Genomic DNA, 13334 nt, shown 5'->3' with positions numbered 1-13334 from the left:
ATCGGCCGGTGCGGCTACGCGACCCGGTTCGCGAGATCGCGGCGGTGGGCCTCCGCGGCCGCGCGTGCCTCGGGGTCGGCCTCCGTGTTCCGGGCGAGCCAGGCGTCCAGGTGCCGGATGGCGCGCTCGGCCCGCGCCGAACCGGGCGTCCCCGGACCGTAGGCCGTTCCGGCGCCCTGCCGCAGCCGGTGCGCCACTTGTTGCAGAAGCGTGAAGGCACCCCTGTCGTTCGGCCAGGCGTCGAGCCAGTCCAGTGAGATGCCCAGAACACGGTCCGCCGCTGGCACACCAGGAGGTTCGCCGTCCGGTACGAGATCGGGGCCGCCCAGCCGTAGCAGCGCGACCAGCAGCTTGCCGCTGTTCTGGGTGCGTGCGGTGCTGGGACCGAGCAGCCGGTGGCCGACTGCCAGGGCCTTGGGCCGTACGGCCGGTGACAGCGCGCGGCTGGCTAGGACCGGGGAGAGGAGTTCGGAGGTACGGGGGGTGCGTGGATGGACCTCGCACCAGGTGACACAGGTCAAGTGGAGGCTCTCCAGCGTCGGCGCGTCGAGCCGGTCGGCACCCTTCAGCATGGAGCGCAGCACTGTCATCGTGTTGCTGGGCAGCCCGGCGTCGGCGAGCACACGGCACGCCCGGGCGACGAAGCGGTTCCACTCGGGGCCTATCTCGCCGCGGTATCTGAGCAGATCCCGGGTGAGATGATGCTGCTGATCGGTGACCAGCAGGTCGACGGAGAGAATCCTGACCACGCGACCGGCCAGCCTGCCACGGTCGGGCGGGGCGGCCCGGGGGCTGCCCAACGCTCTGGCCAGCAGGCGAAAGGCGCTCTCTTCCGAGGGGTGGGCGTCCACCCAGCGCAGCGTCGCGGTCACCGCGTCCCGGAACTGACCGTCGGTGAGGTTCCGGCTCAGCAGCGCGGTGAGCGGGTAACTGCTGTGCTCGCTCACCGGGTGGCGGCGCAGATAGCCGAATGTCAGGTCCAGCAGCCGGTTCCTGGTGCCGTCGTCCAGCGCCTTGGCCAGGAGGGGCGGGAGAAGGGTGCGCGCCAGGGTGGGGCCCGACGAGTCGTCGAGCAGCTCCAGGGCCGCTTGAGCGTGGCGTTCCAGTACCTCGTGGTCGTCGTCGAGGAGCTTGGTGCGGAGCAGTGCGCCGAGGACACTGGCTCGCTGGCGGCGTTCGGAGTCGGGCCCGGACAGCCAGCGTGTGGTGAGGCGTGCCAGCTCGGCGCACTCGTCAGGGGTGAGCATCGCCTCCGCGCGGGCGGCCCGCTGCCGGGCCTTGGTGAGCAGCGGATCGAGTACGAGGCCGGCCTGCGGCGAATCGACATGCCGGTCCAGCCAGCGCCAGGCACACTCCACGGCGCGGGGAGTGTCGTCGCGGCCGGGCAGGCCCCGGCAGAGCAGTTCACCGAGCACGTATCCGGCCTCGGCGAGCAGTCCGTAGCCATCGTCCGCCTCCAGCCAGGCCAGTGAGTCCTTCACCGCCTGCTTGAAGACCGCCTCGGGCAGATCCTTGCGGAGGCGGTGCCGCCTGAGTACGGGTTCGAGCGCGAAACTGGCCTCGCGTGGATCGCGGGTGGCCACGGTGTCCAGCAGATAGCGGGCGGTGGCGGCGAGTTCGGGGCCGGTGACCTCGGGGCGCAGCACGAGCTGCGGGGCGACGAAGCCCGCCTCGGGCCTGGTGGCGTGGCGGCTGAGCCAGCCCAGTGCCCAGGTGACCACCTGTGCGGCGCGCGGGTCACGCGGTGACATGCCGCCCTTGGAGGTGTCGAGCAGCCGCACGAAGACCCGCGAGGCCTGGAGACGCTGCGGGTTGTGGGTGACGTACTCGTACGCGTAGTTCACCGTCCACTCGCCGAACGCCGGGTCGTCTCCCTCGGCGGGCAGCGCCTTCTCGAAGGCGAACGCGGCCTGCGGGAGGACGGCGTTCTTGTCGATCCAGCCCATCAGATAGGACTGTCCGTGGGAGGCGTCCAGATACGATGCCGCGGCGACCAGCGCGTGACGGGCTTGAGGATCAAGGAAGTTGCGCCGCTGCCAGGGCTCGACGACCGCGGCCGGGGACCGCTGTACGAGGGACCGCCACGCGCCTCCGCGCAGCAGGGCCAGCAAGGCGCGGCCCTGGGGGTCCTCGGCGATCAATTGGCCCAGGTTGTCGATCCGCCGGTTGAACCACTGTTCGACGGTGCCGGCGAGCTGCCCGCCCGATGTCTCGCCGAGCGCGTCGTGGAGCCGGTTCAACGCCCTGATGACATTGCCCAGGGCCTGGGGACCGCTGAGACCGGTCTCCAGTACGGCCTCCAGACATGTGGTGCGGACGGTGGCCAGGTCGCCCTTCAGCAGAACGCGCGAGAGCAACTGATCGGTGTAGAGGTCGTGCGCCATGTGCACGGCCCCACCGCGCTCCTCCAGCAGTCCGACCCCGCTCAGGACGCCTATCAGCCCGTCGAGGCCCGCGTCGAACCCCTCCCGGGGGCGCGGCGCCGAGGCGGCGATCTTCGCGACGTCGACCAGCCGCGCGTGCGGCTCGGGCTCACCGTCCCAGGCGTAGCGGTCCTCGGCCGGCCGCGGGAGAGTGAGCCGCTCCGTGTCCAGTACATGGCGGAGCCACCCGGTGATGTCTCCCGCGTCGAGGGGAACGGCCCGGCTGAGGTCGTGCCCGCGGACGGCCTCGTTGTGGAAGTACTGGGCCAGTAGCAGGGCGATGGCCGGCGGACCCGCGCACAGTCTCACGACACGGCGTTCCCCGATCTGCTGCACGGCGGCGCCGGCGTGGGTCCGTACAGCCATCCGGACGACGGCGGTCTGATGGCCCGGGCCCGCGGGCACCTCGATGTCGTCGAAGGTGTGCTGCGGGCGCAGCGGGTTGTACCAGGCGTTCTTCAGGGCCGTCGTCCGGGCGCTGACCAGCACCGCGAGTGCGCTGCCCGCCGCGACCGCGGCCGAGCGCAGTCCACTGACGGTCATCTCGCTGTCGGTGAGTGACTCGATGTCGTCGGCGACGAGCAGTACGCGCCGCGAGTACGGACGGACGCTCGCCCAGGCGGCCTCCAGGGACACCTGTTCGTCCAGGTGGATGACCAGCCAGCCCTCCTCGTCGGCGAGCACGGCGGTCTCCAGCCGCAGCCGTTCCTTGCCCGTCCCGGAGGGACCGCTGAGCACCACGCCGATCCGGGTCCCGGCCTCGGCGGCCAGTTCGGTCAGCCTGTCCAGAACGTTCCGCGGTGACGCGGGGTGGCGAGGGCCCGGGTCCACGAACGGCAATCGGTGCGACGTCAGCTCCGAGCCTCTGGCCGCCACCGTGTCCACGTACTCGTGGTGGAACGTCAGATGGCCTCCGGTGCGCCAGCCGTCGGGCAGTGCCGGGCGCGGATCGGGCGAGACGCCCTCGGCGAGCAGCAACTCGCGCCACCGGGGGTCGTCGATGGCGTCCAGCGCGGACACCTCGTGGGCACTGACGCCGGTGGAGGGGGCATGGCCGCGGAACAACGCGACCAGCAGCCCCGAGTCCCGGGCGATCACCGCCGCACCCGACATGCCTTTCCAGGGACTGTCGCCGGGCGCGGCCGGGGCGGGTGTGCTGTCGAGCTGGAAGCGCAGGGTCCCCGGTGACCCGGTGTCGGCGTTCGCGATCCGGCCGGAGACATGATGCCTGCCGCGCCAACGTTCGCCGACGTGACTGTCGGTGATGTCGGTGTGAGCCGGATACCCGAGCGCGTCAGCCGTGACCGTCGCCGCCCGCGCCCGGTCGACCCGGCCCAGCCGTACGGGTGTCACCTTGGTCGGCGGCGCCTCGGCGAACCTCAGCAGTGCGACGTCCGTACGCTCGTCCTGCCACATCCGCTCCGCCGGCCGGTAGTCGCCGTCGCCACCGAGGTCCACCAGGACCGTGCCGGTGCCGACGACTTGGTGGGCGGCGGTGAGCACCAGCCGGTTGGAGATCCGGTACCCACTGCCGAACGCGATGTCCGTGGAGCCCTCGACGGAGACCGAGACACGGGCGACCCGGCCGGGTTCCGGGACAGGTTGCCGAGACGATGAGCTCATCTCCGCCCCCGTCACCGCGGCGGCGCGCTCAACCGGTCGTTCGTCTGCACCAACTCGCCCGCGATCGTGCGGGCATCGAGCTGGATACGCAGGGTCTGCACCTCGCTGTCGCTCTGCGAGCGCTTGAGCCCGGCGGAGATCACATGGACCTTGATGCCGCCGTTCACATCCCCGCTGCGGGTGAGCGTGGTCTGCAGTTCCAGTTCGAGCGAGGTCACACCGAGGCGCAGCGGCCCTCCCTCGGCCTCGGCCTCGCCCATCGCCGTGGCCAGTTCACGGCGGATGGCGCCGAGCGCCGCCGCCAAACCGATTTCCTCGTCCTGCCTTGCTGAACTCACTGCTTCCCCCGACTCCTGTGGTCACAACAGGCTGACGGCCCAGGCTACTTGGAGTGCGGGGGCGCTGCCATGCGCGCGGCGGGGCCGTGGCGGCGCGACTTCACGACGCCACGGCCCCACTCAGTTCTCGTCAGGTCTCGGCCCTCGTCCGCTCAGCTCTCGTCCGCTCAGCTCGCGTCCGGGCTCAGCCGCAGCGAGATGCTGTTGATGCAGTACCGCTGGTCCGTCGGGGTCGGGTAGCCCTCGCCCTCGAAGACATGCCCCAGGTGCGAGCCGCAGCGGGCGCAGCGGACCTCCACGCGGACCATGCCGTGCGAGCGGTCCTCGATCAGCTCGACCGCGTCCGAGTCCTTCGGGTCGTAGAAGGACGGCCAGCCGCAGTGCGATTCGAATTTGGTGTCGGAGCGGAACAGCTCCGCGCCACAGGCCCGGCAGGAGTAGACGCCGGGCGTCTTCGTGTCCGTGTACTCGCCGGTGAAGGCGGGCTCGGTGCCGGCCTTGCGGAGCACCTGGTACTCCGCGGGCGACAGCTCCGCGCGCCACTGCTCGTCCGGCTTGTCGATGTCGTACGACATGCGCTCTCCTCAGTCGGTCAGGCGGGCCAGGATGTCCGGGCCGAGGTCCGTGACATCGCCCGCGCCCATGGTGAGAACGAGATCACCGGGCCCGGCCATTCCCGCCGCCGCGGCCACGGCCGCGCCCTTGTCGTGCACCGCCGTCACGGTGGCACCCGCCGCTGCGGCCGCGTCGGTGATCAGGGCGCTGGTGACCCCCGGGATCGGGTCCTCGCGGGCCGGATAGATGTCCAGGACCAGTGAGGCGTCGGCGAGGGCGAGGGCCTGGCCCATCTCGGTGGCCAGCTCCTGCGTACGGGAGAAGAGGTGCGGCTGGAAGACCACCAGCAGCCGGGAGCCGGGGGCCGCGGCGGCGCGCATCGCCTCCAGGTCGGCGGTCATCTCGGTGGGGTGGTGCGCGTACGAGTCGATCACCTGGACACCCGCGGCCTCGCCCTTGAGCTGGAGGCGGCGCTTGACGCCCGTGTACGCGCCGAGGGCGGAGGCCAGATTGTGGGCGGGCAGGCCCAGCGCGACCCCGGCGGCCAGGGCGGCGACCGCGTTGAGGGCGTAGTGGCGGCCGGGGACCGAGACCGCGAAGGTCAGCAGCCGGCCGTCGAGCAGGACGGTGACCTCGCTGGCCAGGCCGCGTGCGGTGATCTTGTGGACGCGTACGTCCGCCGCCGGGTCCTCGCCATAGGTGACGACCTTGACCGCCGACCGGGCGCGGACCCGCGAGGCCAGTTCGACCGCGCCCGGCTGGTCCGCGCAGATCACCAGAGTGCCGCCCGGGACGATCTTGTCGGCGAACGCCTCGAAGGACTCGTAGATCTCCTCCATGGAGGCGTAATTGGCATGGTGGTCCAGCTCGACATTGAGGACGATCGCGACCTCGGGGTCGTACTTCTGGAAGCTCCGGTCGCTCTCGTCCGCCTCGGCGACGAAGATCTCCCCTTCGCCGTACCGCGCGTTCGTACCGGGCCCCGCGAGATCGCCGCCGATCGCGTACGAAGGGTCGAGGCCCAGCTCGGTGAGGGCGACCGCCAGCATGGAGGTGGTGGTCGTCTTGCCGTGGGTGCCCGCGACGGCGATCGCGCGCAGGTCCGTCATCAGCGAGGCCAGCGCGTCCGCGCGGTGCACCACCGGTACGGACAGCTCCGCGGCCCGCGCCAGCTCGGGGTTGTCGGCCCTGATGGCGCTGGAGACGACCACGCAGGACGCGTCCTCCGCGAGGTGCGCGGCGGCGTGGCCGATGTGCACGGTGACGCCGAGCGCGCGCAGCGCCTCCGCCGTCGCCGAGTCCTTGGCGTCGCTGCCCGCGACCTTGGCGCCGCGCTGGGCGAGGATCTTGGCGATGCCCGACATCCCGGCGCCGCCGATGCCGATGAAGTGCGGTCGTTCCATGACGGCGGGGACAGCGGGTGCCGGTGCCATACGTGCTTCTCCCAGGTGCGCGGGCGACAGGAAAACGTGTCGTCCCAGCCTATTCGCTGTGGGCGAAGAGTTTGAGTACCGGTACGCCGACCTTGTGACGTGCCCGGGACGCCCAGTCCCGGTGGAAGAACTCCTCCACGTAGTGCGGCTCGGTCAGCACGATCACCTCGTCGGCGCCGGACTCCTCCACGACACCCTTGAGGTGGTCCAGCGGATGTTCCTCGACGACCTGGCCGCTGGCCTGGGAGCCCTGGGCCCGCAGGGCTTCGAGGGAGGCCTGGAGGGCCAGTTCCGCGGGCTGTCTGGCGAGGACGCCCTCGGGCGTACCGCCCTCCCTGGCGGCGTCCCTCAGCTCGCCGAGCGCGACATCGTCGATGGCTCGCAGCAGGACGTCCGCCTGGTCGCCGCGGGGCTGCATCAGCACAACGAAGGACACCGGTTCGTCGCCGTGGAGGGTGGTGACGAATTCCACGTCCCCGGGCGTCAGGGGCTTCTCGATCATCAATACGCTTCTGAACACGACAGGCGCCCTTCGTCTTCATGTTCATGGGCCGTTCCGGCCCACTGCTGAAACCATCCTTCCCCGTGCTCGCACGGGGTCTGCGAGAGTAAGTCTGCCCACAGGAAGCTAACCGGAACGGGGAATTCCGCCGATTGTCACACGCGTCGGCAGACGCGTCCGCAGCGATCGGGGCGCCGTCCGCGCGGGGTCAGGCGCGCCGGTACCGGGCGAACAGGAACCCGTCCTGCTCCAGCAGCGATACGAGCACGAACCGCTCGGGTACGGCCGGACCCGGGCCGGCCGCGATGCGCTGCGCGGGCCCGGCGGTGAGGGCCGGAGACAGCGTCAGACACAGCTCGTCCAGGACGCCCGCCGCCACGAACTGCCCGAGCAGCCGGGGCCCGCCCTCGGTGAGCAGCCGCACGAACCCCCGCTCGGCCAGGACGCGTACGGTACGAGCCGGGTCCGCGCCGGGTCCCTCGCCGGCGATCAGCACCTCCACGCCCGCCTTCTCGGCGGCCCGGACGCGGTCGGCGGGCGCCTCGGCCCCGGTCACCAGCAGGGTCGGGACGAGCGGTTCGCTGAACAGGGGCAGCGAGAAGTCGAGGTTCAGACCGGCGCTGACCACGGCGATGGCGGGCGCGGGCGCCTGGCCGGCGGCGGCCCGTCGCGCGGCGAAGGCCTGCCGGGTCCTGGCGGGCCGGTACTGCTCCAGCCGAACCGTTTCCGCGCCGACCACCACCACATCGGCGAGCCCGCGCAGGGTGCCGAAGATCCGCATGTCGGCGGCGGAGGAGATGGGCTGGGAGAGGCCGTCGTACTGGGCGGCGCCGTCGAGGGTGGACACCATATTGGCCCGGAGCCAGGGCCGCCCTCCCGCCGCCGGCTCCACGACCGCGCCCGGCTCCGCGACCGCGCCCGAATCCACAGCCGTACCCGCGCCCGGCGCCGCACCCGGACCCGCCGCACCCCGGACCGATGCCGGATAGGCGTACGCGTCCGCCAGCTCGTCGAACGTCCACTCGCGGTCCACGCCCGGGCCCCGGCCCGGGACCTCGGCGGACGGTGTCTGATCGGTCACAGGGAACAGGCGTCGCATGCGAAGCAGTCTGGCACGGCGCATAGAGTGAAGAGTTGTGTCGTACTCCACCGCCGCCTCCGGCCACCGGCCGGCCACCGAAGCGGCTCCGGTCGCGCTCTGCGCCCGTGAGCCATACGTTCCCGTCGACCGTCTGGTCGCGGACATGGTGCCGCCGCCACGCTTTGACTCCGTACGTTTCGACACATACGTCCCGGACCCCGGCCGGCCGAGTCAGTCCCAGGCGGTCACCGTTCTGGGCGCTTTCGCCGCGGGCCTCGGCGGAGCCCGGGGGCCGAACGGATCGGGGTCCGGGTCCGGAGGCCTGCGGCGCTGGTTCGCCAGGAAGCCCGCCGAACCCACCGGGCCGCGCGGGGTCTATCTGGACGGCGGTTACGGCGTCGGCAAGACACACCTGCTGGCATCCCTCTGGCACGCGGCCCCGGCCCCGGCCACAGAGAAAGCTTTCGGCACCTTTGTCGAGCTGACCAACCTGGTCGGGGCGCTGGGCTTCCAGCAGACCGTACAGACCCTCGGCGCCCATCGCCTCCTCTGCATCGACGAATTCGAACTGGACGACCCCGGCGACACCGTCCTGATCTCCAGCCTGCTCCGCAAGCTGGTGGACTCGGGCGTGGCGCTGGCCGCGACCTCCAACACCCTGCCCGGCAAGCTCGGCGAGGGCCGGTTCGCCGCCGCCGACTTCCTGCGGGAGATCCAGGGGCTGGCCGCGCAGTTCCGCCCGCTGCGCATCGACGGCGAGGACTACCGGCACCGCGGTCTGCCCGAGGCGCCCGCGCCGTACTCCGACGAGCAGGTGACCAGGGCCGCGTACGCGACCGAGGGCGCCAGCCTGGACGATTTCCCGGGGCTGCTGGGCCATCTCGCCACGGTCCATCCGAGCCGGTACGGAGCGCTCACCGACGGGGTACGGGCCGTCTGCCTCACCGATGTCGGCCCCGTGCCCGACCAGTCGACGGCGCTGCGGCTCGTGGTCCTCGCCGACCGGCTGTACGACCGGGAGATCCCGGTCCTCGCCTCCGGTCTCCCCTTCGACCGGCTGTTCGGCGAAGAGATGCTGAACGGCGGCTACCGGAAGAAATATTTCCGGGCGATCTCCCGGTTGACCGCACTGGCACGGGACGCCAAGGGGCTTGTGGCCCAGTAGGTTCGGTGCCGCGGCAGACCCCGGTGGGTCCGGCGGGTCCTGGGACCCACGGGTTCCGCGGGTCCGCCGGGCCCGGAAGCCGCGGCGGGCCGGGAGCACGCCGCGGTGACTCGTGTCATCACCCAGTACCACCACGTAACCCTGTACCACCACGTACCAAGCAGAAGGGTTCCACCATGGCCACCACGCGCCAGGCGCACACCGTCTGGGAGGGCAACCTCCTCCAGGGCACCGGCACCGTCTCGTTCGACTCCTCCGGCATCGCCGACCAGGCGGTCTCCTGGCCCTCCCGCGCGGAGCAGGCGAACGGCAAGACCAGCCCGGAGGAGCTGATCGCGGCCGCCCATTCGAGCTGCTTCTCGATGGCGCTCTCGCACGGTCTCGCCAACGCCGGCACCCCGCCGACCAAGCTGACCACCCAGGCCGACGTCACCTTCCAGCCCGGCACCGGCATCACCGGTATCCACCTCAGTGTCGAGGGCGTCGTCCCGGGCCTGGACGAGGCGGGCTTCGTCAAGGCCGCCGAGGACGCCAAGGCGAACTGCCCGGTGAGCCAGGCGCTTTCGGGCACCACCATCACGCTCAGCGCCTCGCTCGCTTCCTGATCAGCCAGGAGCGGCCCGGATCACCTCGCGCCGGCCGTGCCCCGGTCCACCGGACCGTGCGGCACGGCCGGCGCACGCGTCACCGGCGTCCCGTACGGCCAGGCCCCGTCCGAGCGGACAGGGCCCAGGCTCCCGGTCCACCGGCCAGCGGTCGCGGACCGTACGGATCCGGCGCACGCTCTAGGGAAACCGACCTGAGCGGAAGGGGTGCGCGGTGGCCAAGAAGGTGGCGAAGACAGCGGCGAAGAAGGAGAAGAAGAAGCGGCCGGACCAGCCGCAGGCCGCACTCCGCGAGCTGCTCCGCGTCCCCGAGGGCGAGGCCGTCGACCTCTCCTCGTACGACTCCCACGCCGTCCCCGCCGGACCGGAGAACAAGGCGGCGGCCCTCGACGAACTCACCCGCCTGGCGGAACGCCTCGCCGGGCTTCAGGACCGGCTGTACGCGGCCAGCACGGCGGGCGATCCGCGCCGGCTGCTGCTCGTCCTCCAGGGCATGGACACCAGTGGCAAGGGCGGCACGGTCAAGCATGTGATCGGGCACTTCAATCCCGCGGGCTGCCGGTACAGAGGGTTCAAGACGCCGACCGCCGAGGAGCGGAGCCACCCCTTCCTCTGGCGGATCAAGCACGCACTCCCCCACCCCGGCGAGATCGGGATCTTCGACCGCTCGCACTACGAGGACGTCCTGATCGCGCGCGTCCGCGAGCTGGCTCCCCGCCGGGATCTCAGCCGCCGGTACGGCCAGATCAACCGCTTCGAACAGGGCCTCACCGACCGGGGCACGACCGTGGTGAAGGTCTTCCTGCACATCGGTTACGAGGAGCAGCGCGCCCGGCTGCTGGCACGGCTGGACAACCCGGACAAGCACTGGAAGTTCGACCCCGCGGACATCGACGACCGCGCCCTGTGGCCCGCGTACCAGGAGGCCTACGAACTGGCCCTCGAACGCTGCTCCACCGACGCGGCCCCCTGGTACGTGGTCCCCTCGGACCGCAAGTGGTACCGCAACTGGGCGATCAGCACCCTGCTGCTGGAACACCTGGAGGCGATGGACCCGGCGTATCCGAAGGGCGAGTTCGATGTCGGGGAGGCGCGGGAGAAGCTGCTGTCGATGCCCTGACGGACACGTGGACGGACAGCGGAGCGCCGAGGGTGTGCCGTGCACCACTTACGGACAGATCATCATATATTTTCCGTGAGTGACCACATATGTACGCATGCTCACGCCCGTCGTCGGACTCGGTCTCGCCCTCACCCTCGCTCTCACCGGTTGCGGTTCCGACACCGGTTCCCGCTCGTCCACCGCCCGCCCCCACTCCGCCGGGGCGCCCGGACACGGGAGCAGGATCCCGACCCTGGCACCGGCCGCCGACGGTCTGACACCCGTCTTCACCCGCGGCACCTTGGCCGCGGGCAAGACCGTCGCGCTCACCTTCGACGCCGATATGACGGCCGACCAGGGTGACCGGGCGGCGGAGGGTGAGGAGTTCGACAACCCGGCCCTGATCGCGCTGCTGCGGCGGCTCGGCGTGCCGTCGACGGTCTTCATGACGGGCCGGTGGGCGGAGCAGTACCCGAGTCAGGCCAAGGCGATCGGCGGCGACCCGCTCTTCGAGGTCGCCAACCACTCGTACAGCCACCACGCCTTCACCGGCGACTGCTACGGGCTGCCGACGATCGACGGGAAGAAGATGGCCTCTGATGTGCAGCGGGCGTTCAGCGCGTTCCATGCCGCGGGCGTGCGGAACGTGGTGCCGTACTTCCGCTTCCCGGGCGGCTGTTACGACGACAACGCGCTGCGGGCGCTGGCCCCCACCAAGGTGACCGCGGTCCAGTGGGACGTCGTCAGCGGGGACGCCTTCGCCACGGACGCGGACGCGGTGGCCGAGCAGGTGCTGAAGGATGTGAAGCCGGGCTCACTGGTGGTCATGCACTGCACGCGCAGCGCGGCGCCCACGACGGAGGAGGCGGTCGCGAAGATCGTCCCCGAGCTGCGGAAGCGGGGCTACCGCTTCGTCAAGGTCTCGGAGCTGATGCGGCGCTGAGGGCGGGTACGGCGCCGCGAGCGAGCGGGCCGGTGGCGCGCGCGGTTCAGCCCGAGCAGGCCGTCCGCTGGGCCTCGTGCCACTCGCAGACGGGGCAGCGCGTCGCGCCCCTGACCGACTCCGGGTACTCGGTCGGCTCACCGCACTCCACACAGTCCGCGTGAACGGTCTCCGGCGCCGTCCCCGCCGCCGTCTCCTCCATGGCACCCATGCCGTCGAGCGTACCCACTGGCGCCCAGGTCAGTGGGCGGTGGGCTTGGTCGGGGTGGTCTCGCTCGGCCGTACGATCACAAAGCCCTCGCCCTGGAGCATGAGCTGCACGGCCTCGCCCGAGCCGCCGCGGATCATCGAACCGACGGACTGCGAGCGGTGCAGCGAGGTGCCGAGCTGGGTACTCCAGCCGACGACCGCGTCCGTGTCGACGTAGACCGGCGCCTGCGCGGTGACGGGAATGACGATCGGGGTGCCCTCGCAGATCAGGCCGAGCTTGCCGTAACCGGTGAAGACGCTGTTGAAGAGTCCTCCGCCGGTCACGCCGGCGCCCTTCACGGTCTTGATGTCGTACGAGAGGGTCGCGTCGAAACAGAGGACGTTGCGGCCGTTGATGGTGAGCGAGTCGCCGTGCTCGATGTCCACGATGAAGCAGTTGGCGGCCTCCTGTGCGAACCAGGCCTCGCCCTGTCCGCGTACGGCCATCAGCGGCAGGCCCTCGCCGGTGACGGCCCGCTTGAGCATGCCGCCTATGCCCTGGCTCTTCCGCTCGAACTGGAGGCTGCCCCGGTAGGCGATCATGGATCCCTGCCGTGCGTGCATCTCGCCGTTGACGGCGTACTTGATCGACTTGGAGTTCTGGAGGCTCATCCCGGGGGCGGTCGCCGGCTGGGCCAGATGTTCCGTGTTGAACAGATCGCTCTTCATGGCGTGCATCCTCGCCCGGAGGCGTTCATTCCGCCAAGATTCCGGCCGGGATTCCGGCCGCGGGAAGCGGCGGGAGGGGCTGGCAGACTGGACGCGTGAGCAGCGACAGCGACGACATCACCAGCACGGGCGCCGGCAGCGGCGGCGAGGCCACCCGCACCGACAGCCCCTTCCGGCACGAGCGGACGGACCGCGACGAGGCCCCGCAGTTCGTACTGCCGCTGGTGGTCCATATCGAGAAGGCCGCGCCCCCGGCCCGTACCGACGCCCTGGAGACGGCGGCCCGCGCGGTGCTCGTGATGCTCTCCGACGAACGGTCGCTGGGCGAGGGCGAGTGGGCGCGGGCGATGCGCGACTGGCAGGACGCCAGGATCCGCAAGGTGGTACGGCGGGCGCGCGGCGCGGAGTGGCGCCGGGCTTCGGCGCTGCCGGGCCTCACGGTGACCGGCACCGGTACGAGTACGGGGCCGGGGCCGGGCACGGCTCCCCCGGCGGACGGCACGCCGGGTGCCCAGGACGAGACGCCTCCCGCCGAGGTACGCGTCTTCCCGCCCGTACCGCTCGACGGCTGGCCCAAGGAGCTGGCCAAGCTCCAGGTCTCCGGCACCGATCTGACCGACCCCGCGCCACCGCCCGCCCCCGACCC

12 protein-coding genes and 1 pseudogene are annotated in these 13334 nt (G+C 71.4%); 5 read left to right on the top strand and 8 right to left on the bottom strand.

The features are described from left to right. Positions 1-14 precede the first annotated feature (14 nt). The 6 genes from WH07_RS06115 to WH07_RS06090 all read right to left on the bottom strand — a co-directional run bounded on the left by WH07_RS06115 (position 15) and on the right by WH07_RS06090 (position 7973). Positions 15-4046: a S1 family peptidase gene (locus WH07_RS06115; protein WP_157877255.1), complete on the bottom strand. Its 4032-nt coding sequence runs from the start codon at positions 4044-4046 to the stop codon at positions 15-17. A gap of 11 nt (positions 4047-4057) precedes the next feature. Next, entirely contained in the window at positions 4058-4384 is a 327-nt protein-coding gene (locus WH07_RS06110; RefSeq protein ID WP_232788737.1) for a trypco2 family protein, read from the bottom strand. A gap of 167 nt (positions 4385-4551) precedes the next feature. Next, positions 4552-4959 carry a peptide-methionine (R)-S-oxide reductase MsrB gene (msrB, locus tag WH07_RS06105; protein ID WP_046496256.1) on the bottom strand — a complete coding sequence of 136 codons (408 nt, stop codon included), beginning with the start codon at positions 4957-4959 and terminating at the stop codon, positions 4552-4554. A gap of 9 nt (positions 4960-4968) precedes the next feature. Next, entirely contained in the window at positions 4969-6372 is a 1404-nt protein-coding gene (gene murC, locus WH07_RS06100; protein WP_046496254.1) for a UDP-N-acetylmuramate--L-alanine ligase, read from the bottom strand. 49 nt (positions 6373-6421) lie between these two features. Next, positions 6422-6892, bottom strand: a complete 471-nt coding sequence (locus WH07_RS06095; protein WP_079022987.1) for an indole-3-glycerol phosphate synthase — start codon at positions 6890-6892, stop codon at positions 6422-6424. 190 nt (positions 6893-7082) lie between these two features. Then, positions 7083-7973, bottom strand: a complete 891-nt coding sequence (locus tag WH07_RS06090; protein WP_046496249.1) for a pyrimidine reductase family protein — start codon at positions 7971-7973, stop codon at positions 7083-7085. Between the two features lie 37 nt (positions 7974-8010). Between WH07_RS06090 and zapE the strand changes: the two genes are divergently transcribed. The 4 genes from zapE to WH07_RS06070 all read left to right on the top strand — a co-directional run bounded on the left by zapE (position 8011) and on the right by WH07_RS06070 (position 11770). Continuing rightward, positions 8011-9120, top strand: coding sequence for a cell division protein ZapE (gene zapE, locus WH07_RS06085; RefSeq protein WP_046496248.1), 1110 nt, complete (start codon positions 8011-8013; stop codon positions 9118-9120). Positions 9121-9296: 176 nt separating this feature from the next. Beyond that, on the top strand, positions 9297-9725 hold the full coding sequence (locus WH07_RS06080) for an OsmC family protein (protein WP_046496246.1): 429 nt from the start codon (positions 9297-9299) through the stop codon (positions 9723-9725). A 226-nt stretch (positions 9726-9951) separates the two neighbouring features. Continuing rightward, positions 9952-10845, top strand: a complete 894-nt coding sequence (locus WH07_RS06075) for a PPK2 family polyphosphate kinase (RefSeq protein WP_046496275.1) — start codon at positions 9952-9954, stop codon at positions 10843-10845. 97 nt (positions 10846-10942) lie between these two features. Continuing rightward, positions 10943-11770 (top strand): polysaccharide deacetylase family protein, encoded by an 828-nt coding sequence (locus WH07_RS06070; RefSeq protein WP_046496273.1) that lies wholly within the window; start codon positions 10943-10945, stop codon positions 11768-11770. Positions 11771-11816: 46 nt separating this feature from the next. Here the strand turns inward: WH07_RS06070 and WH07_RS06065 are convergent, their stop codons facing one another. Both WH07_RS06065 and WH07_RS06060 read right to left on the bottom strand, forming a co-directional pair. Further along, a complete protein-coding gene (locus WH07_RS06065) occupies positions 11817-11981 on the bottom strand; it encodes a hypothetical protein (RefSeq protein ID WP_157877253.1) in 165 nt (54 codons plus the stop codon). A 29-nt stretch (positions 11982-12010) separates the two neighbouring features. Then, positions 12011-12688 carry an AIM24 family protein gene (locus tag WH07_RS06060; protein ID WP_046496242.1) on the bottom strand — a complete coding sequence of 226 codons (678 nt, stop codon included), beginning with the start codon at positions 12686-12688 and terminating at the stop codon, positions 12011-12013. A 116-nt stretch (positions 12689-12804) separates the two neighbouring features. On the opposite strand from WH07_RS06060, the pseudogene WH07_RS06055 reads away from it, so the two are divergent. Then, a pseudogene (locus tag WH07_RS06055) lies at positions 12805-13334 on the top strand (peptidyl-tRNA hydrolase); the annotation flags it as partial.

The sequence above is a fragment of the Streptomyces odonnellii genome (assembly GCF_000981895.1).
Classification (GTDB): Bacteria; Actinomycetota; Actinomycetes; order Streptomycetales; family Streptomycetaceae; genus Streptomyces; species Streptomyces odonnellii.
The sequence above is the reverse complement of the archived record's forward strand: the minus strand, read 5'-3'. Positions and strand labels throughout refer to the sequence as shown.